Origin of the sequence: Pseudomonas massiliensis, from assembly GCF_000826105.1 — a bacterium.
In the GTDB taxonomy this organism is placed as follows: domain Bacteria; phylum Pseudomonadota; class Gammaproteobacteria; order Pseudomonadales; family Pseudomonadaceae; genus Aquipseudomonas; species Aquipseudomonas massiliensis.
In genome coordinates this window covers 187,996-214,328 of record NZ_CCYK01000007.1, presented here as the reverse complement: position 1 = coordinate 214,328, position 26,333 = coordinate 187,996, and the positions used below count along the sequence as shown (strand labels likewise).

Below are 26,333 nucleotides of genomic sequence, written 5' to 3'. Positions count from 1 at the left end.
CATGATTCGCCTGCTCTTCTGGATCGCCATCATCTTTCTTGCCGTCTGGCTGTGGCGCACCTTCAAGTCGTCGAAAGCGCGTCCGTCGCAAACGGCCCGGGTAGACCTGCCGATGGTGCGCTGCGCCCATTGCGGCGTGCACCTGCCCAGCGACCGCGCCTTGGCGGACGGCAGCTTGCGCTATTGCAGCCGCGCTCACCTGGAGCAAGGGCCCGCCCCGCGTGACCGCTGAAACCAGCCGCGCCGGGCAGGCCCAGGCGCGGCGGATGCTGCGCCTGTACCATCTGTATCGCCTGGTGATCGGCATCAGCCTGGTGCTGCTGATTTCCAGCGACATGGACAACCGGTTGTTGGAGCTGGCGGATGGGCAACTGTTTCGCCTGGGTAGCTGGCTGTACCTGATCTTCAACCTGCTGGTGACCCTGAGCTTCGGTAGCGCGCAGCGGCCCGCCAAGCTCTTCAGCCTTTCGGCGGCAGACGTATTTCTGCTGTCTGGTCTGTTCTATGCCGGCGGGGGCACCGCCAGCGGCATCGGCAACCTGATGATCGCCTCCGTGGCCATGAGCAACCTGCTGTTGCGCGGCCGCCTGGGGTTATTGATCGCGGCCCTGGCGTCCATCGGCATCATCTACCTGACCTTCTACCTGAGCTTTACCCGCGCCGCAGCCGCCAACGACTACGTACAGGCCGGCTCGCTGGGCGTACTCTGCTTCGCCGTGGCGCTGATCGTGCAGGGCTTGAGCCACCTGTTGCGCACCAGTGAAATCCTGGCCGAACAAAGGGCCAGCGATGTCAACAACCTGGAAGAGCTCAATGCGCTCATCCTCCAGCGGATGCGTACCGGTATTCTCGTGCTCGACGCCCAGCATCGGGTACAGCTGGCCAACCAGGGCGCCCTTGCTCTTTTCGGCCAGGTCGCCCTGGCCGGGCAACTGATCAGCGTGCACGCCCCCGACCTGATCGAGCGCTTGCTGCAGTGGCGGGTGAACCCGACCTTGCGCGTGAAGAGCATCAAGCTCAAGGCCGATGGCCCACCGGTACAGGTCAGCTTCATCGCCTTGAGCCGTGGCGCCGGCCAGCAGACGCTGGTCTTTCTGGAAGACCTTTCGCAGATCGCCCAGCAGGCCCAGCAGCTCAAGCTGGCGGCGCTGGGGCGCCTCACCGCGGGCATCGCCCACGAGGTGCGCAACCCCCTGGGCGCGATCAGCCACGCCGGGCAGTTGCTGCAGGAGTCCGAAGACCTCAACGACCCGGACAGGCGTCTGGTGCAGATCATTCTGGATCAATCCAAGCGCATGAATCTGGTGATCGAGAACGTCCTGCAACTTTCCCGACGCCGCCCGGCAGAGCCGGAAATGCTCGACCTCAGCCAATGGCTGCGGGCCTTCGCCGAAGAATTCATGGCCACAGCCCCGGCCGAGCAGCGCCTGCACGTGGAAATCGCCGACGGGCACGCCGAACGGCCTATCGAGACCCGCATGGACCCTCATCACCTGACCCAGGTAGTGACCAACCTGGTACAGAACGGCTTGCGCTATAGTGGCCTGAACCATACCCAAGCCCAGGTATGGCTTAAACTCAAGCTAGACCCCCTCACCGCCCTGCCGGTGCTGGATGTGGTCGACGATGGCCCGGGTATCGCGCCGGAGAAGCTCCAGCATATCTTCGAGCCCTTCTTCACCACGGAAACCAAGGGGACGGGGCTGGGGCTGTATATTTCACGAGAGCTGTGCGAAGGCAACCGGGCCCACCTGGATTATCGGCCAGGCGTAAACGGGGGCAGTTGCATGCGCATCACCTTCGCCCACGCTCGTAGACAGGCCTGACCCATGACGCCACGGCAGAAGATTCTTATCGTCGATGACGAGCCGGACATCCGCGAACTCCTGGAAATCACCCTGGGCCGCATGAAACTGGATACCCACGGCGCCCGTAACCTCAAAGAGGCGCGGGAATGGCTGGCCCGGGAAGCCTTCGACCTGTGCCTCACAGACATGCGCCTGCCCGACGGTACGGGCCTGGATCTTGTGCAGCATATCCAGCAACGTCACTCGCAAGTGCCGGTGGCCATGATCACCGCCTACGGCAATGTGGAAACCGCCATCAACGCCCTGAAGGCAGGTGCTTTCGACTTCCTGACCAAGCCGGTGGACCTGCCGCGCCTGCGCGAGCTGGTAGGGACGGCCCTGCGCCTGGGCGGAGGCTCCTCGCAAGGCGCCCCGGACGATCGCCTGATTGGTGAGTCCGCGCCCATGCAGGCGCTGCGCAAGCAGATCGCCCGCCTGGCCCGTAGCCAGGCGCCGGTGTATATCAGCGGCGAGTCCGGCACCGGCAAGGAGCTGGTGGCTCGGCAGATCCATGAGCAAGGCCCGCGCGCCGACCGGCCTTTCCTGCCGGTGAACTGCGGGGCCATCCCCACCGAATTGATGGAAAGCGAGTTCTTCGGCCATCGCAAAGGCAGCTTCAGCGGCGCGGTGGAAGACAAGCCTGGGCTGTTCCAGGCGGCCGAAGGGGGCACCCTGTTCCTCGACGAGGTAGCCGACCTGCCGCTGGCCATGCAGGTGAAGCTACTGCGGGCCATCCAGGAAAAGGCCATCCGGGCGGTAGGCAGCCATGCCGAGGTGTCGGTGGATGTACGTGTGCTGTGCGCGACCCACAAGGACCTTGCCCAGGAAGTACAGGCCGGCCGCTTCCGCCAAGACCTCTACTACCGCCTCAATGTCATCGAGTTGCGTGTGCCCCCTTTGCGCGAGCGCCGGGATGACATAGAGGCCATCGCCCAGGCGGTGCTCAAGCGACTGGCCGCCGCCAGCGGCCTGCCCCCTGCCAGGCTCGCCCCATGCGCCCAGGCCACCCTGCGTCAGTACCATTTCCCCGGCAACGTTCGCGAACTGGAAAACATGCTGGAGCGTGCCTACACCTTGTGTGAAAACGACCTGATCGAGGCCGCCGACCTGCGCTTGCAGGAGGTCGCTCCAAATCGCGATGTCGGCGAGCACAGCCTGGCTGAAGTGGATAATCTGGAAGACTACCTGGAGAACATCGAGCGCACCCTGATCCTCCAGGCACTGGAGGAAACCCGCTGGAATCGCACCGCCGCCGCCCAGCGCCTGAACATGAGCTTCCGCTCCATGCGCTATCGGTTGAAGAAGCTGGGGCTGGAATAACCGCCGTAGCAGCCGACCTTGGCCGCGACAGGCCATAACCCGACCTGAAGTCTGTCGCGCAAGCCAGCGCGGCCCGGTATCTACGCCATACCGGGCACTAGGGCGCATAGGGCGCGGGATCGACGATGGGTGAATGGCCCAGCATAAGGTCCGCCAGCAACTGGCAGGACGCCGGCGCCAGTACCAGGCCGTTGCGGTAGTGCCCGCAGTTGAGCCACAAGCCTGGATACGCAGCCACCGAGCCGATGAACGGAATGCCCTCGGGCGAGCCGGGGCGCAGGCCGGCCCAGTGCCCTACGGTTTCGGCGTCTGCCAGCGCGGGCAGCAAGTCCACCGCCGAAGCCCGCAGGCTGGCCAGGGCCTGCTCAGTCGGGGTTTTATCGAAGCCCCTGTGCTCCAGGGTGCTACCCACCAGGACATGGCCATCCCGTCGGGGAATGGCATAGCGGGTGCGTGCCAGGACCATGGCCGGAAGGAAATCCTCAGCGCACTTGAACAGGATCATCTGCCCTTTCACCGGAGCGACGGGCAGGTCGATACCCAAGGTGGCGAGCAGCTCGCCGCTCCAGGCCCCAGCGGTCAATACGACCTGATCGGCCGATAGCTCTCCCGCCTCGGTGATCACGCCGGCGATACGCCCCTGCTTATGGACGAACCCGCGGACAGCGCAATGTTCGCGCAGGGTCACGTTGGGCAGGCGCTCGAGGGCCGCGCGCAGGGCGCGGACCAGGCGCGGGTTGCGCACATTGGCCACGCCAGCCATGTGAATCGCACTGGTAAAACCCGGCCCCAAGGGCGGTACCCTGCGGTACACCTCAGCCACCGCTACCTGGCTCAACGGCCGCCCCTGCTGCTGTGCCCAGGCCAAGGCTTGCGCTTCATCGTCCAGGTCCAGCCAGTAGAGCCCCGTTACGTGGACCTCAGGGTCCAACCCCGTGCGCCCGAACAGCTCATCGGCCAACTGTGGATAAAAATCCTGTGACCAGTGGGCCAGGGCAGTGACCGCCGGGTTATAGCGCCAGGGGTACAGAGGCGAAACGATGCCGCCGCCTGCCCAGGAGGCTTCCTTTCCCACCAGCTGGCGGTCCAGGACAGTGACTTTGGCTCCGGATTTAGCAAGGTTGAAGGCGGTGAGCAGGCCGATGACCCCGGCGCCTACGATAACGACGTGCTGTTCTGTGCTCATAGATAGTGCGGTGCCTGAAGCCCTTATCGCCCCCAGCAATAGGCCACGGTCACCCCTGCGGCCAGTACAGGGTTATTACGCCGGCCAGCCTGATCGATGGTGAAGGTGCCGCACACGTCATTGGCCATGAGTGTGTTGTTCGCGGGTGTGGCAGTGATAGTGAAGGCCTGAGGCTCGCGGTTGATTGCCACGTTGTACCAGGCGTTGCCCGCGGGAACCTGATAGTCGGTTACACCCTCCTTGACCGTGTACTGCCCTGCCCGGGAATAGTATCGCTCCATGCCTTGTGCGGCTTCCACCAGCAACTGGGCGATCTCGGCCCGATGACTCTTGCGCACGTAGTTCATGTAGCTGGGGTAGGCGATGGCGGCCAACAGCCCGACCACCGCTACCACGATCATCAGTTCGATCAGAGTAAAGCCCTTGCTTGCCTGTTTCATAGCCATCCCTATTGTATTTGCCGCCACATGATGCGCCGTGCCCCGCCGCTGCCGCCCAGTTCCTTGATGGTGGTGACCTTCGCATCGGAGGTGTTCACCACTTTCGTATCCGCTGTAGACGATGAGCTACCGGTATCGCTTACCACTGCGTTGAGGGTCGGAATACCACTCAGGAAGTTCATTCCGGCCGAAATCGCGTCATCGCTGTTCACTACTCCATCGCCGTTGGTATCGATCACGGCGTAGTTGAGCATCTTGCCGGAGCTGGCTTCCAGTTCGATCAAGCGGCCGAAGCCCTGGCTCGCGCAAGGGTCTGTAGTGTCGACACCGGCCGTGGTGAAAACGATCCGCCCGCGGGTATAGGTAGGCTGGTAGATCACCCGCTCGCCGATCATGGTGTTGTTGTAGGCCAGGGGCAGGTACCAACCCTTCTTGGTGGTGTAGTCCACAGAGTTCTGCGAAACGGTCAGGTAGGTGCCTCCGGTACCACTGAAAGTACCGGTGATCGACTGCGCCTGGAGATTGGCTACCGTGAAGTTCCCGGTGCCCCCGCTGGCGTCCCATATCGCATAGAAGCCCTGCGTGGCGGCAGTGGTCTTGTCGGTGGTTTCGAGGAATTTGCCCGTGCCGAAATATACCGTGTAGCCACTGGTGGTATTGGCCACCACCAGCGGCTGGGCAGTGATCGGTTGATTGCTGCCACCCGGCGCGGTGAACAGGGGCTTGCCGGAGAAGGCCAGGCCCCAGCTGGACGTGGAGGTACTGCTCAGGTCGAACTTCCACATCCGGCCCTTGAGGTCCCCGCCGTAGGCAGCCTGCACCACATTGGAGGCATTGACGGTCAGTTCCACCGAGGAAAGGCCATTGTCCGTCTCGGTACTGTCGACCACGATTTTCTTTATCAGCGCCCCGGTGATGGCGTTGACCACATACAAGGCGGCTACACCGCTATTGCTGCCGTACCCATTGGCGATGAAGGCCGCCCAGGTGCCATCAGGCAGGCGAGCCACTTCCGGCTTGGCGTAGGCGTAGCCCAGATCATTGAAGCTGTTGCTGGTGCTGGCCGTGTCTGGCGCGCGTATCTCCCAGAGGGCGTTGAAGGAATCGCCCGCGCTGGCATCGAACAACTGGAAGGCGTAGAACGCCTTGGCGGCGCCGCCTGTCCCCCCATAGGCGATGGTTTTCCAGGCGCTGTTGGCGCCTCCGACCTGAGCGTCATACACAGCCAAGGGCCCGTCGTTGAGGAATCGATGGGATGTACCATCCACGTAAGTTGGATCTTCCACCATATAGAGGTTAGGCAGGGTTGTAGACGGCAAATATCCATATCGCCGTTTGCCGCTACTGGCTTCTAGCACATTGGTAAGGCCATCGTTGGCGTTGACCAGAATACTAGTGGTCATGCCTTTGGCTTTGGTAGTCAGATAGGCACTATAGGTGGTATCGCCAGTAAGGTCCGAGGCGGTTTGGGTGGTGGCCGAGGCCAGAACTACCGGTGAGTCGATCACATCGCCCAACAGCTTGGTCCGAGCCTTAAGCCCGGTTTTATTAGTGCCTTTGGTCCACTCGATCAGGTCAACTCCCGTAAGGGTTGCGCCTGTGCTATTGCGAGTGCTGAGGCTGGACAGACTACTAGTGAGTGTCGCCTGCTGCGCAGGTGAGAAGTTGGCGAAAGCCAGGGCGATACGCGAGTTGGTTGTGGTATTCCAGGATTGGAAGGTGCCACTGGTAGTACCAGCTGCCATTCTGTCATCGGTAGTCCAAGTCGGGGTGCCATTGGTATCGAGGGAACCATCACTACCAAAGGCGAATGCACGAATGGTACCGCTCCAGTCCGTGGGATCATAAAGACTCTGGTAATAATAATTAGAATTATAGGTGGTAGACGATATAGTAGTCCCTCCCCCACCTGAGCCCGCTTTTGAGCTGATCTCGTTAAGCGCCTGAGTAAGTACCGCAGTCAGCGTGGCGCTGTCCGTTGCCTGATAGTACTTCCCATGACCGTAACTCGCCGCGTCGGACAACATCTGATTTGCTGCAGTAAAGCCTACCGTATAGGTATAGAGATTCTGCTTGGGAAAATCGGTCGCATCCCAACTCTTTCCAGCCTCATCCTTAGTACTGCTGCCATCCGGACTGCCTTTAGCCGTGCCCTTGCTTATGTTTCGAAGGTCAATATCGTAAGCGAACTTTGCAATATCGTCCAAATATAACGTATCGCCTTCATCATCACCATTCGGATCATTACCATCATTACTGACGTTATCCCAGTTTGGCCAACCATTTGAGCTACCCGCAACGTCAGGATCTGCGTTAAGATCTGTTGAGCTAAAGGGTGGTTTAGGGAAGGTTCGGTCGTACGCTGGAAGTCCGTCAGTAATTACAACACCAAAGTTTCGCTGACAGCGGTATTGAATAGGACTAGTGTAGGAAGGACGAGCAGCTGCCGTATGATAGCCACTGTAGCCATACATTCCTCGAAAATATCGCGTGATCTCGTAGTATGTTTCCGCCAGAGGTGTGCTTGTGGTTCCGTAAAGCGCCTTGATCGCGCTTATCAGATTGTTATAATTGCTATTAGCATCAGCTGCCTTCGTATCGTCTGTAGCCTGAAGGTCGGATATGCCGTATCTTACTGTACCGCCCGGCCCCCGGTCAGTAGATGATATAGAGGAATTGGAAGAATTAAAAACCGTCAAACCGATCCGCAGGCCTCTATTGGCCGTTATCAGGGCCGCAGACACATTTTTTGCAACATTCATTCGATAGTCAGAAGGAATGCTACCATCGGTAAAGTTTTTTGTTATTTTCCCACTACTGTTACCCAGCATCGCCATCAAGTAAGCAATATATCGCACTCCAATTCGCGTGCCCTCATTACCTACCGGGTCAGGAAATTTCAAACAGTAGTCAGCAGCTGTGTTCGAGGACTTATAGCGAGAGGTTTTGGAAAAACCATAATAACCATTGGGGCAGTCCCCTTCTTTCAGCGTATTGAACAAAGCTCCGTCGTCGGTCATGACAGGAGTAGTCGTAGTCGTACAGCTATCATCTGTGCTGCAATAATAAATCTGTGCCCGGACCACTGATTGGTCAAAGTTCGCCAGCCTGATGAGGTTATTCATACTGCCGGAGTTGTCCACCATCAGCATCACATTAGGCGTGACCGCCGCCGAGCTCAGCAGCGGTGCCGTGGTCGGGGTGAAGGCCGCGTAGGCCGGGGCGCTGGCATAGAATCCAAGGAAAACCCCGCCCAGCAATGCCCGCCAGTTCCACTTTCCTGGGCGCGACTCAATATTTCGCATAGATGCTCTCCAGCACGGTACGGGCATTGCCAACGATGCCGACCCCGGTGATTCGGTACAGCGTGGCCGACTGTCCACTGATCCACACAGCCCCGGTGGTGGCACCGATACGCTGGATGGCGTACAGGCTGCCCTCCCCCGCGCTTACCCAGGTGACATAGGTGGCATTCCCCGCGGCCGTCACGCTGGACCCATCCGGCGGCGCGCAGGCGGCGGGGCTGGCACACAGGGCCATATTGAAGGTGGCCGCGGAAACCGCGCCCTCGCCTACCCGGAGCGCCGCCTCGGCCAGCTGGAACGACTGGTTGCGGAACTGCACGCTGTTGCTCATCTTTTCCTGCAGGGTTGCGTTCTGCATGGAGTTGAGGCCCAGCAGCGTCAGCAGCATGAGGAAAATCAGGGCCACGATCAGCGCCATGCCACCTTGCTGGCTTCGGGGCGAGTTGAAACGGGGGGCCATCGCTCGCGTCCTCATTGCAAACGGTTACGCAGGGCCGCGACCACCGAGTAAGTCTGGTCCCGGGTGCGGCCGTTGGGGTCGGTCATCTTCAAGCTCAGGCGAACGGTACGGATGAACGGCATCTGCGCCGTGGCGGGGGTGGCTACATAGCTAGTGACCGATGCGCTGGTTGCGTCCGCGGCAAGACCGAACATCACGGTGAATTCGCTGACATTGCTGATCAGAGGCTGCTGGGCGCCGACCGCGCCGGTATAGATGGTGTTGTTCTTGAACGAGTAATACACCTGCCGCAACGGGAAAGCCAACTGCCCGCTGGCAGGGGTGGCCGCGCCATTGTAGGCAGTAGCCGTGGTCAAACAGTCCGACAGTACCGTCCAGGTGGGCACCGTGCCCGCGCTGCCCACGTCGGCGGTGACCAGCATCAGGCGGTTACCGTTGCTGTTATCCAGCGTCCAGGAAATGGGCGTGGCTTGCGCCGCCGTGAACACCTCGGGGTTGTTGGGCGGCGGGGTGATGGTCGCCAGGCAACCGAACATTCCCGCCATGCGGATTTCCTGGGTCATCCGGGTGAGCAGGTAGCGGGCATCTTCCTGCATGGTGGACGATGCGTTCTGGGTCAGGTAGGTGTTCTTGGCCGAAAGGAATGCCTGGGTCACCCCCAGCACAATGACCAGGCCAAGGGCCATGGACACCATGAGTTCGATCAGGCTGAGGCCCTGCTGCTGACGTTTCATTGGGCGGCCGCCCCGGCAGTGGCGGGCGCCGCCACTCGGCTGGTAAGGGTGAAGGTTTGCGTGCTGGCGCCCGTGCCCGCCGAGTTGTCGCTGCTGTACATGGAACCCGCGCGGCTGTCATCCCAAGTAATGGACACGGTGTATACGGAATTGACCAAAGTGATCGAGGCCGCAGTGCCGCCCATGGCGGTAACGTTCTGGCCGAAATCGAACAGGTCCTGGATCTTCGGGTCGGTCGCGCTACCCGAGGCGGGCGCCGAGCCAAGGTTGGCCAAGGTGTAATTGACCCCATTGTTGGCCCGGATGCGCTCCATCATGTCGTAGGCGACGAAGCTGGCCTGAGTACGCAGCCTGGCGCTGTCGGTGTACTTCAGCGAATTCACCTGCAAGGCGGCCGCGCCGAGCAATGCCAAGGTCATGATGAGCAGCGCCACCAGTACCTCGATCAGGGAAACCCCAGCCTGGCCCTTCATCAGCAGTTACCACCCAGGACCACGCGGCCATTCACGCATACCAACAATGTGCGGTTCTGATTGCCATTGGTGTAGACGAAGCTGACTGGATACGCGGACGCTAGGGAGCCCAGGCTGTTGAACTCAACATACTCTGGGGTACTGGCATTGGCGGTCACGCCCAGGACCGCGCTACCAGACAAGGCGGGAAGCATCCGCAGCGGCGAAAGGGCCAGATCGCCATTTGGCTTCAGTGGCATGACCTGCATCTGCCCGGCCCATAGTTGCCCCGGCACCGGCATCACCCTTACCCGCACGCCCTGGTCGATGGCTTCCAGCCGCGCATACCCCAGCGCCCGGGCGATCTCGGCCATGTCCGCGTCGGCGCGGTTGCGGGCGATCAACGTGGTGAACGAGGGCACCAGCACGGTCACGGCGATGACCATGACCGCCACGGTGACCAGCAGCTCGATCAGCGTAAATCCCTTGATACCTTGACGCATTGCAGTCTCCACCTCGACGCGCCGAACATGCTCCAGCCCCGGCGTCGGACTTCTGGGGCAAAGCATATACCGTTATGAGTGCAGAACCAGCGCATCGGACGCGCTGACCCGGGAAAAAATATCAAGGAAGATGACAATGCCTAGCGCCTTCAAGGCCTGCCGCGGCCTGAGCCTGTTCGACCTTTTGATTACCCTCGCCGTGCTAGCGATATTAGCCCAGTGGCTGGCCCCCGGTTTTTCCGGGTTGATCGCCGAGCAGCGGCGCCTGGCGTTCGCCCATGAACTGGCCAGTGATTTGCGCAGCGCCAGGCTGGAGGCTGTCCAGCGCAACCGCAGCGTGATAGTCCACCCGCTGGACGGAGACTGGGCCAAGGGTTGGCGAATGGTGGTGGACGAAAGCGGCAAGGGAGTGACAGACCCGAGCAACCCCGTGGTGGTGCAGCGGCTGGGCGATGCTTCGGTGCGAGTAGCGGCTACCCAGAACCTGCGCGAGCAACTGGCGTTCGATTACCTGGGTGTGCCGCGCCTGCCCAACCGGGGTGCCCTGGCGGGCACCTTTCATCTGTGCGAAGCTGACAACGAGGCTCACCGGCGCGTAGTGGTAGCCCGCACCGGGCGGGTTCGCATCACCCGGGAAGGCCCGCCCACGCCACTGTGCCCTGCCTAGCCGAGGGTCTTGACCCGCAGCTCCTTGGGCATGGAGAAGGTAATGTTTTCCTCGCGGCCGGCCAGTTCGTCCGCTCCGGTAGCGCCCCAGGCCTGGAGTTGCTCGATCACTCCTCGCACCAGCACTTCGGGGGCCGAGGCTCCGGCGGTGATGCCCACCCTGCCCACAGCATCGAACCAGCCTTGCTGCAGGTCTTCGGCGCCGTCGATCAGGTAGGCCGGGGTGCCCATGCGCTCGGCCAGTTCGCGCAGGCGGTTGGAGTTGGAGCTGTTCGGGCTGCCCACTACCAGCACCACATCGCACTCGTCGGCCAATTGCTTGACCGCGTCCTGGCGGTTCTGAGTGGCGTAGCAGATGTCATCCTTGCGCGGCCCGCCGATCTTGGGGAAGCGCGCGCGCAGGGCGTCGATCACGCGGCTGGTGTCATCCATCGACAGCGTGGTCTGGGTCACGAAGGCGAGGTTGTCCGGGTCCTGCACCTGCAGCCTGGCCACGTCGGCCTCGTCTTCGACCAGATAGATGGCGCCGCCGTTGCTGGCGTCGTACTGGCCCATGGTGCCTTCCACTTCGGGGTGGCCTGCATGCCCGATCAGGATAGTCTCCCGCCCGTCACGGCTGTAGCGCGCCACCTCGATGTGGACCTTGGTCACCAGCGGGCATGTGGCGTCGAATACCTTCAGGCCGCGGCCGGCCGCTTCCTGGCGCACGGCCTGGGAGACGCCATGGGCGCTGAAGATGACGATGACGTTATCCGGTACCTGATCGAGTTCTTCGACGAAGATCGCCCCGCGACTGCGCAGGTCTTCCACCACGAACTTGTTGTGGACCACTTCATGGCGGACGTAGATCGGCGGCCCGAACACTTCCAGCGCGCGGTTGACGATCTCGATGGCCCGGTCCACGCCGGCGCAGAAGCCACGGGGGTTGGCGAGTTTGATGTGCATGCAAGGCTCCCCGGCGCTGCGCCGGTGTACTGGGCTCAAAGCGCCCGAACGTCGATGATCTGGACTTCGAACCGCAGGGTCTTGCCAGCCAGGGGATGGTTGAAGTCCACCGTCACGTGCTGGTCGTCGAAGGCTTTGACGATACCGGGCAGTTCGGTATTGGCTGCGTCGTTGAAAATCACCAGCAGCCCCTCGGCCAGCTCCATGCCCTCGAACTGATTGCGCGGCATGACCTGCACGTTCTGCGGGTTGGGCTGGCCGAAGGCGTTTTCCGGCAGCACGGTCAGGTCGCGTCTGTCACCGGCCTTGAGGCCGAACAGGGCGTTCTCGAAGCCGGGCAGCAGGTTGCCATCGCCGACCTTGAAGGTGGCCGGCGCCTTGTCGAAAGTGCTGTCCACGGTGTTGCCGTCTTCCAGGTGCAGCGCGAAGTGAAGGGTCACTTCGGTGTGCTGCCCGATGCGTACGTCAGTCATGGACGGCTTCTCCGCTTTTCTTGCTCTTGAACATGTCCAGGGCCAGCATCACCGCGCCCACGGTAATGGCGCTGTCGGCCAGGTTGAACGCCGGGAAGTACCAGCGGCGTTCCCAGTGCACCAGCACGAAGTCGATGACATGGCCCAGTACGATACGGTCGTACAGGTTGCCCAGGGCACCGCCGAGCACCAGGGCCAGCGCGATGGCCAGCCAGGTGTCGGCGCGCCCCAGGCGCTTGAGCCAGACGATCAGCACGGCGCTGACCACCACGGCAATGAGCGCGAACAGCCAGCGCTGCCAGCCGGAGCTGTCGGCCAGGAAGCTGAACGCCGCCCCGGTGTTGTAGGCCAGGGTCCAGCTGAAGTAGTCCGGAATGACCACGATCTGCTGGTACAGCTCAAGGGTGTGCTCGAAGTACCACTTGCTGGCCTGGTCCAGCGCCACCACCAGCACGCTGAGCCACAGCCACCCCAGGCGCCCGAAGCGCCCTGCCGCGTTAGGCATAGTGACGCTCCTCGCCACTACCACTGAGGTTGGTCACGCAACGGCCGCAGATGTCAGGGTGTGCCGGATTGGCGCCCACGTCTTCCACGAAGTGCCAGCAACGGGCGCACTTGCCGTGGGCGGACTTGACTACCTTGAGCTTCAGGCCCGCCACCTCGGTGGTGACCGCGTCGGCCGGCGCGGCGGCCAAGGGGGCCAGGGTGGCCTTGGAAGTGATGAGCACGAACCGCAGCTCGTTGCCCAGCTTGCCCAGGTCGCCCTGGACGCTGTCGTCGGCGTAGAGAGTGACTTCGGCCTGCAGGTTGCCGCCGATGGCCTTGGCGGCGCGCTGGTTTTCCAGCTCCTTGTTGACCGAAGCCTTCACGGCCATCACGCTTTCCCAGAACTCACGATCGAGCTCGAAGCCTTCCGGCAGCTCGCTCAGGCCGGCGTAGGCGCCATTGAGCATGACCGACTCGTTGCGCTCGCCCGGCAGGTATTCCCAGATCTCGTCGGCGGTGAACGCCAGGATCGGGGCGATCCAGCGCACCAGGGCCTCGGCGATGTGAAACAGGGCCGTCTGGCAGGAGCGGCGAGCGATGCTGTCCGCCGGGGTGGTGTACTGACGGTCCTTGATGATGTCCAGGTAGAAGCCGCCCAGCTCCTGCACGCAGAAGTTGTGCACCTTGGAGTACACGTTCCAGAAACGATAGGCCTGGTAGTGCTCTTCCAGCTCGCGCTGCAGCAACAGGGTACGGTCTACCGCCCAACGGTCCAGGGCCAGCATGCTTTCCGGCGGCAACAGGTGCTGGGCCGGGTCGAAGCCGCTGAGGTTGGAGAGCAGGAAGCGCGCGGTATTACGGATACGCCGGTAGGCGTCGGCGCTGCGCTGGAGAATCTGCTCGGACACCGCCATTTCGCCGGAGTAGTCCGTGGACGCCACCCACAGGCGCATGATGTCCGCGCCCAGGGTATCGCTGACCTTCTGCGGCGCCACCGTGTTGCCCAGGGATTTGGACATCTTGCGGCCGTTCTCGTCCACGGTGAAGCCATGGGTGAGCAGCTCTCGATAGGGCGCGTGGTCGTCGATGGCGCAGCCGGTGAGCAGCGAAGAGTGGAACCAGCCGCGGTGCTGGTCGCTGCCTTCCAGGTACAGGTCAGCGCGTGGCCCCTGCTCGTGGCCCATGGGGTGGGAACCACGCAGCACATGCCAATGGGTGGTGCCGGAATCGAACCACACGTCCAGGGTGTCGCTGATCTTCTCGTAGTCGGCCGCCTCGGCGCCCAGCAGTTCGCTGGCGTCCAGCTTGAACCAGGCCTCGATGCCTTCCTGCTCCACTCTCTGGGCCACGGCTTCCATCAGCTCGACGGTACGCGGGTGCAGCTCGCCGGTTTGCTTGTGCAGGAAGAACGGGATCGGCACGCCCCAGTTGCGCTGGCGGGAGATGCACCAGTCCGGACGGTTGGCGATCATCGAGTGCAGCCGCGCCTGGCCCCAGTCCGGCACGAAGCGGGTTTGCTCGATGGCCTTGAGCGCGCGCACCCGCAGGGTGTCGCCGCTGACCGGTTGCTTGTCCATGCCTACGAACCACTGCGCGGTGGCGCGGTAGATCAAAGGGGTTTTGTGGCGCCAGCAGTGCATGTAGCTGTGGCTGATGGTTTCGCTGCGCATCAGCGCACCCACCTCGGCCAGCTTGTCGATGATGGCCGCGCCGGCCTTCCAGATGAACTGGCCACCGAAGAACGGCAGGCTGTCCACGTAGACGCCGTTGCTCTGCACGGGCGTGAGGATGTCATCGTTGTGCATGCCGTAGCGCTTGCAGGTGACGAAGTCGTCCTCGCCATAGGCCGGCGCCGAGTGAACCACGCCGGTGCCCGCGCCCAGCTCGACGTACTCGGCCAGGTAGACCGGCGACAACCGCTCGTAGAAGGGGTGGTGGAAGTGGATCTTCTCCAAGGCCGCGCCCGCTGCGCGGGCCACGATATGCCCCTCGCGACCGTAGCGCTGCAGGCAGCTCTCCACCAGCTCCTCGGCCAGCACCAGCAGGCGATCGCCCACGTCCACCAGGGCGTAGGTGAACTCGGGATGCACGTTCAAGGCCTGGTTGGCCGGGATAGTCCAGGGGGTGGTGGTCCAGATCACGATGGCGGCGGGCTTTTCCAGGCCCGGCAGGCCGAAGGCGTCGGCCAGCGCGGCCTGGTCGGCCACCGGGAAGGCCACATCGATGGTGGAGGATTTCTTGTCCGCGTACTCCACTTCCGCCTCGGCCAAGGCCGAGCCGCAGTCGAAGCACCAGTTCACCGGCTTGAGGCCCTTGAACACGAAGCCATTGCGGACCATTTCAGCCAGGGCACGGATCTCCCCGGCCTCGTTGACGAAACTCATGGTCTTGTAGGGATTGGACCAGTCACCGAGCACGCCCAGGCGGATGAACCCGGCTTTCTGCTCTTCGATCTGCTCGGCGGCATAGGCACGGCACAGTTCGCGAGTCTTGTCCGCGGGCAGGCCCTTGCCGTGGGTGACCTCGACCTTGTGCTCGATGGGCAGGCCATGGCAATCCCAGCCCGGCACGTAGGGGGCGTCATAGCCGGCCAGGGTGCGGGAACGGATGATCATGTCCTTGAGAATCTTGTTGACGGCATGACCGATGTGAATGCTGCCGTTGGCGTAGGGCGGGCCGTCGTGAAGCACGAACTTGGGCCGATCCTTGCCAATCTCACGCAGCTTCTGGTACAGGCCAATGCTGTCCCAGCGCTGCAGTATCTGCGGCTCGCGCTGGGGCAGGCCGGCCTTCATGGGGAAGGCGGTGTCCGGAAGGTTTAGCGTGGCTTTGTAATCGGTCATTTCAGGCTCTTCATTAGGCGGTTAGCCCTGCCAATGGGCACGGGCGGCGGCGACGTCCGCGTCGATCGCCGACTTCAGCGCCTCCAGCGAGGCGAAACGCTGCTCATCACGCAGCTTGTGGTGGAACTCCACCGTCAAATGCCGGCCATACAGATCGCCAGCGAAGTCCAGCAGGTGTACTTCCAGGTGGGGACGGCCATCTCCCGCTACTGTCGGACGCACCCCGATGTTGGCTACTCCCGGCCAGGCGCGTCCATCCCGCTCAACGCTGACCAGGTAAACCCCGGTAAAAGGCACCCGGCGACGCTTCAGCTGCACGTTCGCCGTGGGCCAGCCCAGTTGCCGGGCCAGTTTCTGCCCGTGCAGCACACGGCCCTCGATGCGATATGGCCGCCCCAGCAAGCGCTCGGCCTGGGGAAAGTCCGCCGCGGCCAGGGCGAGGCGTATCTGGGTGCTACTGACCCGTACGCCCGCTTCTTCCACGGTTCGGGCCGCTTCCAGGGTGAAGCCATGGCGCTGGCCAGCCTCGGTAAGGAAGGCGAAGTCGCCCAGGCGGTCACAGCCGAAGCGAAAATCGTCCCCTACTTCGAGGTGTCGCACGCCAAGACCCTGGACCAGAATGGTATCGACGAACTCGGCGGCGCTGAGGCCGCGCAGGCGCTGATTGAACGCAAGACAGAGCACCCGGTCGATGCCTTCGGCGGCCAGCAGCTCGAGCTTGTCGCGCAATCGGGTCAGGCGGGCCGGTGCCGTCTCGGGGCTGAAATACTCTCGCGGCTGCGGCTCGAAGATCACCACGCAGCTGGGCACGCCCAGTTCCAGTGCTCGCTCGCGCAAGCGCTTGAGAATGGCCTGGTGGCCACGGTGCACGCCGTCGAAATTGCCGATGGTGGCGACACAGCCCCGGTGACGGGGGCGCAGGTTGTGTAAACCTCGAACCAGCTGCATAGCGCGCTTCTTGATCATAAAGTCAGCGATTATAACCACACCCGGCCCCCGGTGACAGGCAGCAGCACGGGCCGCGCCGCCTGGGGCGATGAAACAGATATGCCGCCGAACACGGGCGATTTCAATGCAAGCCTCGACGAGCGAACTGATGCAGACGCAGCCCCATGGCCAGCAGGGCCAGGAAATAGGTGCCCGCGCCTGCGACGACCAGCACGCCAAGACGGGCGAAGCGGGCCAGCATGGTGCCCTCGGCCCAGGCCGGCATGTAGTGCATCAGCCCCAGCAGCACCGCGACCATGGCCAGCACCGCTACCACCAGGCGGATCAGAAACCCTGGCCAACCGGCCTGCGGCTGGAACAGCCCCTGGCGTCGCAGCTGCCAATACAAAAGCCCAGCGTTCAGGCAGGCGCCACCACTGATGGCCAGGGCAAGGCCGGCATGCTGGAGCGGGCCGATCAACAGCAGGTTCAGCGCCTGGGTCGCGAACAGGGTCCAAATGGCGATCTTCACGGGGGTGCGCAGGTTCTGCTGCGCATAGAAGCCTGGCGCCAGCACCTTGATCAAAATGATGCCCAGCAATCCCACCGCATAGGCCACCAGTGCGCGCTGGGTCATGGCCGCGTCGAAGGCGTCGAAACGGCCGTACTGGAACAAGGCCACGGTCAGCGGCTCGGCCAGTACAGCCAGCGCCACCGCGCATGGCAGCACCAGCAGGAAGCACAGGCGCAGCCCCCAATCGAGGATGCGGGAATATTCCTGACGATCCTTGTTGGCATAGGTACGCGCCAGGGTAGGCAGCAAGATGGTGCCCAGGGCCACGCCGAGTACGCCGGAAGGCAACTCCATCAAGCGGTCGGCGTAATACATCCAGGACACGGAGCCGGCCGCCAGGAAGGAGGCGAAAATCGTGTTGATGATCAGGGAAATCTGGCTGACAGATACACCCAGGATGGCTGGCCCCATCTGCTTGAGCACCCGCAGCGCCCCACTGTGCCGCAGACTCAGCCTGGGCAGTACCAGCATGCCGATTTTCTTCAGGTGCGGCAGTTGGTACAGCAGTTGCGCCAGCCCGCCCGCCAGCACGGACCAGGCCAGGGCCATCACCGGCGGGTCGAAATAAGGCGTCAGGAAGAGCGCGAAGCCGATCATCGCCACGTTGAGCAACGTGGGGGTGAACGCCGGCACCGAGAACCGATTCCAGGTATTGAGGATCGCCCCCGCCAGGGAAGACAGCGAGATCAGCAATATATAAGGAAAGGTCACGCGCAACAGTTGGCTGGTGAGCTCGAACTTCTCTGGCGTGTCGGCGAAGCCGGGGGCCGTGACCCAGATGACCCAGGGCGCGGCCAGCATCCCCAAGGCAGTGACCAGCGCCAGGGCCAGGGTCAGCAGGCCGGCTACGTAGGCGGTGAAGGTCCGCGCGGCCTCGTCCCCCTGCTGCTGGCGGTATTCAGCCAGGATCGGCACGAAGGCTTGGGAGAACGCGCCTTCGGCGAAGATACGGCGCAACAGGTTGGGCAATTTGAAGGCGATGAAGAAGGCGTCGGTCGCCATGCCCGCGCCGAAGATGCGCGCCACCAGGGTATCGCGAACGAACCCCAGTACCCGGGAAACCATTGTGATAGAGCTGACCGCCGCCAGGGACTTGAGCAGGTTCATGTGGATGTTTGCGCCACCGGGCCAAAAAGCCGAAAGTGTACAGCCCGCACGGTGGAAAGGAAGGTTTTCCGCACACTGCCGTTCGTCCTGACATCACTGCCGATTACAGGGGTTTTCCCTTGACATCGCGCCTGCGCATCGGCATGATTCGCGGCCTTATTTGTTTGCTATTCCCCAAGTCTTTCGAGGAGCTCGACGGTGGCCAACTCACCTTCCGCCAAAAAACGTGCAAAACAGGCTGAGAAGCGTCGCAGCCACAACGCCAGCCTGCGTTCCATGGTTCGTACCTACATCAAGAACGTAGTCAAGGCGATCGACACCAAGGACGCCGAGAAAGCGCAAGCTGCCTACACCCTGGCTGTGCCTGTGATCGACCGTATGGCCGACAAGGGCATCATCCACAAGAACAAGGCCGCTCGCCACAAGAGCCGTCTGAATGGCCACATCAAGGCCCTGAAGACCGCCGCCTAAGCGACGCGCTTCATGAAAACCGGCCCTGGTGGCCGGTTTTTTATTGCCTGTCATAGATGCAGGATCTGGCGTAGGAAACGGGCGGAGCCGCAGGCGCAGCTCGCGAAGAGCGCTCCTTGCCATACCAGGCCGGCCCGCTCACAAGCTAACCCCCCTCCCTACCGCCAGGGCAGAATAGGTATGGCCGTGACAGCATTCTGCGGACTACCCTCGATAACCCGGTCACTGTAGACCAGGTACACCAGGGTATTACGCTTCTCATCGAAGAAACGCACTACCTGCATCGTCTTGAATACCAGGGAGGTGCGTTCCTTGAACACCTCCTCGCCATCCTTCAGCGGCTGGGCGAAGCGAATCGGCCCTACCTGGCGGCAGGCGATGGACGCTTCGGCGCGATCCTCGGCCAGGCCCAACCCGCCCTTCACCCCACCCGACTTGGCACGAGAGAGGTAGCAGGTCACACCCTCGACCTTGGGGTCGTCAAAGGCCTCCACCACGATACGGTCATTCGGCCCCAGGAACTTGAACACAGTGGACACTTCACCTACCTGCTCCGCCTTCGCGAGCAAGGGCGCGAAGGCCAAGGCAATAAGCGCGAAACGCATGGCTTTCATGACAGGCCTCATACCAGGATCAGATTGTCGCGGTGAATCAGCTCAGGCTCGGCCATATACCCCAATAGGCCATGAATGGCGTCCGAGGGCTGGCCGATGATGCGCTGAGCTTCAGCCGCGCTGTAGTTGGTGAGGCCCCGAGCCACTTCCGAACCGTCCGGGGCAATACACACCACCATCTCTCCCCGGCGGAAGGCGCCTTGTACAGCCTTCACGCCTACGGGCAAGAGGCTTTTGCTGGCCGCGCGCAAAGCCTGCACGGCACCGTCGTCCAACTGCAGCGTGCCGCGGGTCTGCAGGTGCCCCGCCAGCCACTGCTTGCGCGCCGCCAGCATGCCCCGCTCCGGCGTCAGCAAGGTGCCGAGGCGCTCGCCCGCCTTGAGGCGATCAAGCACACGCTCGATGCGCCCGCCCACGATCAGCGTATGGGCGCCGGAACGCGCGGCCAGGCGCGCCGCGCGCAGCTTGGTCTGCATACCGCCACGGCCCAGGGCGCCACCGGTGCCGCCAGCCACCGCATCCAGCGAGGGGTCATCCGCGCGGGCCTCATGAATGAGCTGGGCGTTGGGGTTGCTGCGCGGATCGGCATCGAACATGCCGTCCCGATCGGTCAGGATCACCAGCAGGTCGGCTTCCACCAGGTTCGCTACCAGGGCGGCCAGGGTGTCGTTATCGCCGAAACGGATTTCGTCGGTCACCACGGTGTCGTTTTCGTTGATCACCGGGATCACGCCCAGCTCCACCAACGCCCGCAAGGTGCTGCGAGCATTGAGGTAGCGCTTGCGGTCCGACAGGTCGTCATGGGTAAGCAGGATTTGCGCGGTGCGGCGCTCATGCTGGGCGAAGCTCGATTCCCACGCCTGCACCAGGCCCATCTGGCCAATGGCGGCAGCGGCCTGGAGTTCGTGCATGGCGGTGGGGCGCTGGACCCAACCCAGGCGGCTCATCCCTGCGGCAACCGCGCCGGAAGACACCAGCACCAGCTCCACGCCCGCCTCATGCAGGGCGACCATCTGTTCCACCCAGACCGCCATGGCGGCGCGGTCCAAGCCCTTGCCATCCGCCGTGAGTAAGGCGCTGCCTATCTTGACGACCCAGCGCCGCGCACCCGTGACCTTGCTCCGCATTTTCCTGCCCCTGCCCTGCCCAACCGTCAGTTAAACCGTGAACGACAACGCCCCGGCCCGATCAGGCGCCAAGGCCGCAATGGCCTGGCCGCCCACCCGGAACCGGGGCGCTGTAGTGTACTGCAACCGATCAGTCGCGCACGTAAATGATTTCCGGGCCGTCTTCGTCGTCTTCGTCGTCCCAGTCATCGTCATCGCCGATGTCATGGACGCTCTTCACGCCGCTGCGACGCAGGGCACGCTGGTCATCCAGGGCCTGCAACTGGGCACGGGCCTCGTCTTCGATGCGCTGGTCGAGCTCGGCCACTTCCTCAGCGAAGGCCGGATCTTCGGCCAGGCGCTCGGCGCGCAGCTCAAGGTAGCGCATGATGTCACGGCTCAGGCGCTCGGTCCCTTCCTTGGCCAGGGCGGAAATCACGTACACCGGGCCTTCCCACTGCAGGCGGTCGACCACTTCCTTCACGGCCGCCTCGTGCTCTTCCTCCAGCAGCTGGTCGCACTTGTTCAGTACAAGCCAGCGATCCCGCTCGGCCAGGGACGGGCTGAACTTGACCAGCTCATTGACAATGACCTCGGCGGCATCGGCCGGGCTGGTGCCATCGAAGGGCGCCATGTCCACCAGGTGCAAGAGCAAGCGGGTACGCGCCAGATGCTTGAGGAAACGGATCCCCAACCCGGCCCCGTCGGAGGCGCCTTCGATCAACCCCGGAATGTCGGCGATGACGAAGCTTTTCCAGCGGTCCACACTGACCACGCCCAGGTTGGGCACCAGGGTGGTGAATGGGTAGTCCGCCACCTTGGGCTTGGCCGCCGATACCGAGCGGATGAAGGTGCTCTTGCCGGCGTTGGGCAGGCCAAGCAGGCCCACATCGGCCAGTACTTTCATTTCCAGTTTCAGGTCGCGCTGGTCCCCCGGCTTGCCTGGGGTGGTCTGGCGCGGGGCCCGGTTGGTGCTGGACTTGAAGCGGGTATTGCCAAGGCCATGCCAACCGCCCTGCGCAACCATCAGCCGCTGGCCCGGCTTGACCAGGTCACCGATCACTTCCTGGGTGCTGGCATCGATCACCGTGGTCCCGACCGGCACGCGCAGCACCAGGTCTTCGCCCTTGGCGCCGGTGCAGTCGGTGCTGCCACCATTCTCGCCACGCTGGGCCTCGAAATGACGGGTGTAACGGTAGTCCACCAGAGTGTTGAGGTTTTCGTCCGCCACCATGAACACGGAGCCGCCGTCGCCCCCGTCCCCGCCATTGGGGCCGCCGTTCTCGATAAATTTCTCGCGGCGGAAGCTCATGCAACCGTTGCCGCCATCACCCGCCTTGACGCGGATGGATACTTCATCAACAAACTTCATAAAAAGATGCCTCTCGCCCGGAAGGCGAGCCATAAAGACCAAGGACCATAAGGCTCTTGCAAAATTGAGCGCAGCGCCCCAATCAACGACCGAGCAGAACAGCGCTGGAGCTCAAGCAGCAGCTTTGCAAGAGACTCACTACAAACAAAAAAGCCCCGTCGAGAGACAGGGCTTTTCTGCGAAATCGCGATCAGGCCGCGACGACGCTTACGTAACGACGACCGAAAGCACCTTTGACTTCGAACTTAACCACGCCTTCGACTTTGGCGAAGAGGGTGTGGTCCTTGCCGATGCCAACGCCGTAGCCGGCGTGGAACTGGGTGCCGCGCTGACGCACGATGATGTTGCCGGCCTTGATGACCTGGCCGCCGAACATTTTCACGCCAAGGCGTTTACTTTCGGAATCGCGACCGTTACGGGTACTACCACCAGCTTTTTTGTGTGCCATGAGTTCAATACTCCAATGTGCGGACCAGGCGAGAAATCAGGCCTGGATACCGGTGATTTTGATCTCGGTGAACCACTGGCGGTGGCCCATGCGCTTCATGTGGTGCTTACGACGGCGGAATTTGATGATCCGCACTTTGTCGTGACGACCTTGGGCCACGACTTCGGCAACCACTTTGGCGCCTTCAACGACAGGGGCGCCGATGTTCACGTCGTCGCCATTGGCAACCAACAGAACGCGATCGAAAGTGATGGATTCGCCAGTGGCGACTTCCAGCTTCTCGACCTTCAGGTATTCACCTTCGGTGACCTTGTATTGCTTGCCACCGGTAACGATTACTGCGTACATGATGTTTCTCCGTTAATCCTGCTCACCCAGCGCTTTATAGGAAGAGTGTTGGCTGGCATGGCTGCAGTGGGTGGGGAACCCTACGGGACCCTACGGGAAACCCGACTGCAATTGCGTAAGGCAGGTGATGCCCAGGAAGTTCAGGGTGCGCGATTGTACGCAACGCCGCCAGGGCATGCAAGGGCCAGGGGACGAGCGAACGCCGCTGGGACGGGGCTTCGCCTTGACAGGCCGGGACCTGCCACCTAGCATGCCGCGCAACCTATATGGAGCGTTAGTCGCTGATGCAACCCCAAGCCTTTTATCGTGTGGTGGCGGAAGATTTCACCGCCGTCGACGAGATCATCAAGCAGCAGCTGACCTCAAGGGTGCCGCTGGTATCGAAGATCGGCGACTATATCATCTCCGCAGGCGGCAAGCGCCTGCGCCCGCTCCTGGTACTGCTGACCGGCAAGGCCCTGGGCCATGAAGGCGCCGACCTGCGCCTGCTGGCCGCCACCATCGAGTTCCTTCATACCGCTACCCTGCTCCACGACGACGTGGTGGACATGTCCGGGATGCGTCGCGGCCGCTCCACCGCCAATGCCATGTGGGGCAACGCCCCCAGCGTACTGGTAGGGGATTTCCTCTATTCGCGCTCCTTCGAAATGATGGTGCAGCTAGGCTCCATGCCGGTGATGGGCATCCTGTCCCAGGCGACCCGTGTCATCGCCGAGGGCGAGGTGCTGCAGCTGTCCAAGGTGCGCGACGCCAGCACCAGCGAGGAAACCTATATGGAGGTGATTCGCGGCAAGACGGCCATGCTGTTCGAGGCGTCCACCCATAGCGCGGCGGCCCTGGCCACCGGCAGCGAGGCGGCGCGTGAGGCCTTGCGGCAGTTCGGCGATCACCTGGGCGTGGCCTTCCAGCTGGTCGATGACCTGCTGGACTACAAGGGCGATGCCGACACCCTGGGCAAGAACGTGGGTGATGACCTGGCCGAAGGCAAGCCTACCTTGCCACTGATCTACACCATGCGCGAAGGCACCGCCGAGCAGGCAGCCCTGGTGCGCCAGGCCATCCAGAAAGGCGGCATCGAAGACCTGGAACGCATTCGAGAGGCGGTGGAGGCCTCTGGCGCCCTGGCCTATACGGCTCAATTGGCGCAGACCTTCGCCGCTCGCGCCGTCGCCTGCCTCGACGCCCTCGAGCCCAGCGAGTACCGGGATGCCCTGGTGGAACTGAGCGAGTTCGCGGTCGCTCGTACCTACTGATCACTCTGGCCCCGCGGGCGTCCCTGATCCAGCATTGGAGCTGGTCGGGCACGACCGCGCCGCTACTACCTGAAAGGTTTGCTATGTCATTGCCACCCTGCCCCCAATGCGGCTCTGCGTTCGTCTATGAAGATGGCGCGCTGCTGGTCTGCCCTGAATGCGCCCACGAGTGGGCCGCCGGTGATGCTGCCGCCGGGGACGATGACATCCGGGTCATCAAGGACTCGGTTGGCAATGTGTTACAGGATGGCGATAGCGTGACGGTCATCAAGGACCTGAAGGTCAAGGGCACCTCCCTTGTGGTCAAGGTGGGTACCAAAGTGCGCAATATCCGGCTGTGCGATGGCGACCACGACATCGATTGCAAGATCGACGGCATTGGCGCCATGAAGCTGAAGTCCGAATTCGTCCGTAAAGCCTGACGACCGGTACACACCGCCCTTTGCAAAGCTGCAAATACGAATTATTCTCAATGGACGTCATCAAGGAGAATAATCGTGACCTACCTCATCGACGCCTGGCTGGACCGCTCTCATCCGTATCTGCGTATCCTGCATCGGGAAACCGGTGAGGTGTGCGCTGTCCTTCACGAAGATGCCCTGGATGAACTCAGAGACCAGGGCGAACTCGATTTCGAATGCCTCAACTCCACCGAACCGCAGGTGCAGAAGGAACTGGTACGTAACCTGTTCCTGTTCTGCTATGCCCGGGCATTGCGCCCGGCGGGTGAACTGCATTGATGGCAGGAGCTGGCTTGCGCCGCTCCCACCGCCTGGCTATCAGAGGATATCCAGGAGCTCCACATCGAACACCAGGGTACTGTGCGGCGGGATGGAGCCTACGCCCTGAGCGCCGTATGCCAGCCCGCTAGGCACGTAAAGGCGCCATTTGCTGCCGGTGTTCATCAACTGGAGGGCTTCGGTCCAACCGGCAATCACGCCGCCGACTGGAAATTCGGCTGGCTGGCCGCGATCGTAGGAGCTGTCGAATACAGTGCCGTCGATAAGGGTGCCGTGGTAGTGGGTGCGTACGGTGCTTTCGCGAGTAGGCTTGGCGCCGTCGCCAGCGGTGAGCACTTCGAACTGCAAGCCGGACGCCAGGGTGGTCACGCCTTCGCGCTTGGCATTCTCGGCCAGATAGGCCCGGCCCTCGCCCGCGGCGGCTTCGGCCTTGACGCGCTCCTGCTCCTGCATCACTTCACGGATGGCGCGGAAGGCGCTGTTCATTTCCTCGGCACCCACACGGCTGGCTTCGCCGTTGAACGCGTCAGTGAGGCCGGCAATCAGCGCCTGCAGGCTGACACCCGGTGGCGGGTTGTCACGGATCTGGTCGCCCAACTGGCGGCCGATACCGTAGCTGACGCGGGTTTCGTCAGTGTTCAGGATAAGTTCGGACATTGCGCTGCTCCGTCGTGGGGCCGGCGTGCCGGCCCAGCCAAAAAGGGGAGCAGCCTAGCACATCAGTGCTTGGTGAGCTTGTCCAGGTAACCCATGGCGAAGGCGGAAATCACGAAGGTCATGTGGATGATCACGTACCACATCAGGTGCTCGGCCTCGATGTTCCGGGCGTCCATGAACACGCGCAGCAGGTGGATCGACGAAATCGCCACGATGGACGCGGCAACCTTCATCTTCAGGGAGGACGAGTCCATCTTGCCAAGCCAGTTGAGCTTCTCGACGCCTTCGTCGATGTCCAGCTGCGACACGAAGTTCTCGTACCCGGAAATCATCACCATGACCAGCAAGCCACCTACCAGCGCCATGTCGATCAACGACAGGAGTACCAGGATCAGCTCCGACTCCGCCATGGCGAAGACGTTGGGCAGGATATGGAAGATTTCCTCGAAGAATTTCAGCGCCAGGGCGAGCAGGCCCAGGGACAACCCGAAATAGATGGGCGCCAGCAACCAGCGGGAGGCGTACATGGTTTTTTCGATCAGACGTTCCATTGCAACTCACAGCAGCTTGAAAAACAGCTGCCGAGTATACCCTCGCCCACCCATGAAAAGCGCAACGGTACTTGTAAACTCATGCGTCTGGGTGAGCCAGGTAGTGGCCCAGGTGGCGGCCGCGCTCGGCGTTGATCTTGCGCAGCTGGCCGTGGAGATGAATATCCCAGATACGCGGATCGTCGCGTAGCACATAGCCATGGAGGGTCAGGCTGTCGACGATGGCATCGAGCACCGATTCCGCCGCGCGGGCACCGTGAAAAGGCCCTTGGGCCTTGATCGCGGTCGGTTGCTCCCCCGCCATGCCAGCGGCGAAGAGCAGGGTCCAGTGGCCCACGCCGCCGGCCACTGGCCGGATCATGCATTCGATACGGGTTTCAAGCCCGAGGCATTGACGGGTAAGGCTGAGCGCATGGGGCATGCTGGCGATCCCTCCGCTGAGTATCCTCGTATGACCGTCGATCTTGCAAAAGATCCGGCACTTCGTGGTCGAGGTGCCGAGCGG

29 protein-coding genes are annotated in these 26,333 nt (G+C 62.5%); 8 read left to right on the top strand and 21 right to left on the bottom strand.

The window, feature by feature from the left end:
* Position 1 precedes the first annotated feature (1 nt).
* Genes BN1188_RS11825 through BN1188_RS11815 form a run of 3 tightly spaced genes read left to right on the top strand, consistent with a single transcriptional unit; the run spans position 2 to position 3,167 of the window.
* Positions 2-232, top strand: a complete 231-nt coding sequence (locus tag BN1188_RS11825) for a PP0621 family protein (protein ID WP_040261684.1) — start codon at positions 2-4, stop codon at positions 230-232.
* Positions 222-1,826, top strand: coding sequence for a two-component system sensor histidine kinase NtrB (locus tag BN1188_RS11820; RefSeq protein ID WP_040261683.1), 1,605 nt, complete (start codon positions 222-224; stop codon positions 1,824-1,826). The genes BN1188_RS11825 and BN1188_RS11820 overlap by 11 nt, the downstream gene beginning before the upstream one ends.
* A 3-nt stretch (positions 1,827-1,829) precedes the next feature.
* On the top strand, positions 1,830-3,167 hold the full coding sequence (locus BN1188_RS11815; RefSeq protein WP_040261682.1) for a sigma-54-dependent transcriptional regulator: 1,338 nt from the start codon (positions 1,830-1,832) through the stop codon (positions 3,165-3,167).
* 97 nt (positions 3,168-3,264) lie between these two features.
* Here BN1188_RS11815 and thiO read toward each other — a convergent pair whose 3' ends face one another.
* From thiO to BN1188_RS11780, 7 genes are read right to left on the bottom strand one after another with little or no spacing between them, the layout of a single operon-like run.
* Positions 3,265-4,353 (bottom strand): glycine oxidase ThiO, encoded by a 1,089-nt coding sequence (gene thiO, locus BN1188_RS11810; protein WP_040261681.1) that lies wholly within the window; start codon positions 4,351-4,353, stop codon positions 3,265-3,267.
* A 23-nt stretch (positions 4,354-4,376) separates the two neighbouring features.
* Entirely contained in the window at positions 4,377-4,793 is a 417-nt protein-coding gene (locus tag BN1188_RS11805; protein ID WP_040263874.1) for a type IV pilin protein, read from the bottom strand.
* A gap of 8 nt (positions 4,794-4,801) precedes the next feature.
* The gene (locus tag BN1188_RS11800) at positions 4,802-8,098 is read right to left on the bottom strand and encodes a pilus assembly protein (RefSeq protein WP_040261680.1); all 3,297 of its coding nucleotides are present in this window, start codon (positions 8,096-8,098) and stop codon (positions 4,802-4,804) included.
* A complete protein-coding gene (locus BN1188_RS11795) occupies positions 8,085-8,558 on the bottom strand; it encodes a pilus assembly PilX family protein (RefSeq protein ID WP_040261679.1) in 474 nt (157 codons plus the stop codon). The genes BN1188_RS11800 and BN1188_RS11795 overlap by 14 nt, the downstream gene beginning before the upstream one ends.
* A gap of 11 nt (positions 8,559-8,569) precedes the next feature.
* Positions 8,570-9,292, bottom strand: a complete 723-nt coding sequence (locus tag BN1188_RS11790; RefSeq protein ID WP_040261678.1) for a PilW family protein — start codon at positions 9,290-9,292, stop codon at positions 8,570-8,572.
* Positions 9,289-9,765, bottom strand: coding sequence for a type IV pilus modification protein PilV (gene pilV / locus BN1188_RS11785; protein ID WP_040261677.1), 477 nt, complete (start codon positions 9,763-9,765; stop codon positions 9,289-9,291). The genes BN1188_RS11790 and pilV overlap by 4 nt, the downstream gene beginning before the upstream one ends.
* Positions 9,765-10,247: a GspH/FimT family pseudopilin gene (locus BN1188_RS11780; protein WP_040261676.1), complete on the bottom strand. Its 483-nt coding sequence runs from the start codon at positions 10,245-10,247 to the stop codon at positions 9,765-9,767. Before BN1188_RS11780 ends, pilV begins: the two co-directional genes overlap by 1 nt.
* 136 nt (positions 10,248-10,383) lie before the next feature.
* Here BN1188_RS11780 and BN1188_RS11775 point away from each other — a divergent pair, with 136 nt between their 5' ends.
* Positions 10,384-10,914 carry a GspH/FimT family pseudopilin gene (locus BN1188_RS11775; protein ID WP_040261675.1) on the top strand — a complete coding sequence of 177 codons (531 nt, stop codon included), beginning with the start codon at positions 10,384-10,386 and terminating at the stop codon, positions 10,912-10,914.
* Here BN1188_RS11775 and ispH read toward each other — a convergent pair.
* The 6 genes from ispH to murJ all read right to left on the bottom strand — a co-directional run bounded on the left by ispH (position 10,911) and on the right by murJ (position 18,268).
* The gene (gene ispH, locus BN1188_RS11770) at positions 10,911-11,858 is read right to left on the bottom strand and encodes a 4-hydroxy-3-methylbut-2-enyl diphosphate reductase (protein WP_040261674.1); all 948 of its coding nucleotides are present in this window, start codon (positions 11,856-11,858) and stop codon (positions 10,911-10,913) included. The two genes, BN1188_RS11775 and ispH, sit on opposite strands and share 4 nt — an antisense overlap.
* Positions 11,859-11,893: 35 nt before the next feature.
* A complete protein-coding gene (locus tag BN1188_RS11765) occupies positions 11,894-12,331 on the bottom strand; it encodes an FKBP-type peptidyl-prolyl cis-trans isomerase (RefSeq protein WP_040261673.1) in 438 nt (145 codons plus the stop codon).
* Positions 12,324-12,836 carry a signal peptidase II gene (lspA, locus tag BN1188_RS11760; RefSeq protein WP_040261672.1) on the bottom strand — a complete coding sequence of 171 codons (513 nt, stop codon included), beginning with the start codon at positions 12,834-12,836 and terminating at the stop codon, positions 12,324-12,326. Before lspA ends, BN1188_RS11765 begins: the two co-directional genes overlap by 8 nt.
* Positions 12,829-15,660 carry an isoleucine--tRNA ligase gene (ileS, locus tag BN1188_RS11755; protein WP_040261671.1) on the bottom strand — a complete coding sequence of 944 codons (2,832 nt, stop codon included), beginning with the start codon at positions 15,658-15,660 and terminating at the stop codon, positions 12,829-12,831. The genes lspA and ileS overlap by 8 nt, the downstream gene beginning before the upstream one ends.
* Positions 15,661-15,681: 21 nt before the next feature.
* Positions 15,682-16,608, bottom strand: a complete 927-nt coding sequence (ribF, locus tag BN1188_RS11750) for a bifunctional riboflavin kinase/FAD synthetase (RefSeq protein WP_040261670.1) — start codon at positions 16,606-16,608, stop codon at positions 15,682-15,684.
* A gap of 121 nt (positions 16,609-16,729) precedes the next feature.
* Complete coding sequence (gene murJ / locus BN1188_RS11745; RefSeq protein ID WP_040261669.1) at positions 16,730-18,268, bottom strand: murein biosynthesis integral membrane protein MurJ; 1,539 nt, start codon at positions 18,266-18,268, stop codon at positions 16,730-16,732.
* Between the two features lie 198 nt (positions 18,269-18,466).
* On the opposite strand from murJ, the gene rpsT reads away from it, so the two are divergent.
* The gene (rpsT, locus tag BN1188_RS11740) at positions 18,467-18,739 is read left to right on the top strand and encodes a 30S ribosomal protein S20 (protein ID WP_040261668.1); all 273 of its coding nucleotides are present in this window, start codon (positions 18,467-18,469) and stop codon (positions 18,737-18,739) included.
* A 158-nt stretch (positions 18,740-18,897) separates the two neighbouring features.
* Here rpsT and BN1188_RS11735 read toward each other — a convergent pair whose 3' ends face one another.
* The 5 genes from BN1188_RS11735 to rplU all read right to left on the bottom strand — a co-directional run bounded on the left by BN1188_RS11735 (position 18,898) and on the right by rplU (position 22,627).
* Positions 18,898-19,353 (bottom strand): CreA family protein, encoded by a 456-nt coding sequence (locus tag BN1188_RS11735; RefSeq protein WP_040261667.1) that lies wholly within the window; start codon positions 19,351-19,353, stop codon positions 18,898-18,900.
* A gap of 8 nt (positions 19,354-19,361) precedes the next feature.
* Positions 19,362-20,480 carry a glutamate 5-kinase gene (proB, locus tag BN1188_RS11730; protein ID WP_040261666.1) on the bottom strand — a complete coding sequence of 373 codons (1,119 nt, stop codon included), beginning with the start codon at positions 20,478-20,480 and terminating at the stop codon, positions 19,362-19,364.
* Positions 20,481-20,610: 130 nt separating this feature from the next.
* Entirely contained in the window at positions 20,611-21,831 is a 1,221-nt protein-coding gene (gene cgtA, locus BN1188_RS11725) for an Obg family GTPase CgtA (RefSeq protein WP_040261665.1), read from the bottom strand.
* A 190-nt stretch (positions 21,832-22,021) separates the two neighbouring features.
* Positions 22,022-22,279: a 50S ribosomal protein L27 gene (rpmA, locus tag BN1188_RS11720; RefSeq protein WP_040261664.1), complete on the bottom strand. Its 258-nt coding sequence runs from the start codon at positions 22,277-22,279 to the stop codon at positions 22,022-22,024.
* Positions 22,280-22,315: 36 nt separating this feature from the next.
* Entirely contained in the window at positions 22,316-22,627 is a 312-nt protein-coding gene (rplU, locus tag BN1188_RS11715; protein ID WP_040261663.1) for a 50S ribosomal protein L21, read from the bottom strand.
* A 284-nt stretch (positions 22,628-22,911) separates the two neighbouring features.
* Here rplU and BN1188_RS11710 point away from each other — a divergent pair, with 284 nt between their 5' ends.
* The 3 genes from BN1188_RS11710 to BN1188_RS11700 all read left to right on the top strand — a co-directional run bounded on the left by BN1188_RS11710 (position 22,912) and on the right by BN1188_RS11700 (position 24,620).
* Entirely contained in the window at positions 22,912-23,880 is a 969-nt protein-coding gene (locus BN1188_RS11710) for a polyprenyl synthetase family protein (RefSeq protein ID WP_040261662.1), read from the top strand.
* 83 nt (positions 23,881-23,963) lie between these two features.
* Complete coding sequence (locus tag BN1188_RS11705; RefSeq protein ID WP_040261661.1) at positions 23,964-24,302, top strand: zinc ribbon domain-containing protein YjdM; 339 nt, start codon at positions 23,964-23,966, stop codon at positions 24,300-24,302.
* A gap of 75 nt (positions 24,303-24,377) precedes the next feature.
* The gene (locus BN1188_RS11700) at positions 24,378-24,620 is read left to right on the top strand and encodes a PA4570 family protein (RefSeq protein WP_040261660.1); all 243 of its coding nucleotides are present in this window, start codon (positions 24,378-24,380) and stop codon (positions 24,618-24,620) included.
* A 39-nt stretch (positions 24,621-24,659) separates the two neighbouring features.
* Here BN1188_RS11700 and BN1188_RS11695 read toward each other — a convergent pair whose 3' ends face one another.
* The 3 genes from BN1188_RS11695 to BN1188_RS11685 form a co-directional block, all read right to left on the bottom strand.
* Positions 24,660-25,277 (bottom strand): BamJ family beta-barrel-assembly machinery protein, encoded by a 618-nt coding sequence (locus BN1188_RS11695; protein ID WP_040261659.1) that lies wholly within the window; start codon positions 25,275-25,277, stop codon positions 24,660-24,662.
* A 62-nt stretch (positions 25,278-25,339) separates the two neighbouring features.
* Entirely contained in the window at positions 25,340-25,828 is a 489-nt protein-coding gene (locus BN1188_RS11690) for a TIGR00645 family protein (protein WP_040261658.1), read from the bottom strand.
* Positions 25,829-25,907: 79 nt separating this feature from the next.
* On the bottom strand, positions 25,908-26,249 hold the full coding sequence (locus tag BN1188_RS11685) for a PA4575 family protein (protein ID WP_040261657.1): 342 nt from the start codon (positions 26,247-26,249) through the stop codon (positions 25,908-25,910).
* Between the last annotated feature and the right edge of the window lie 84 nt (positions 26,250-26,333).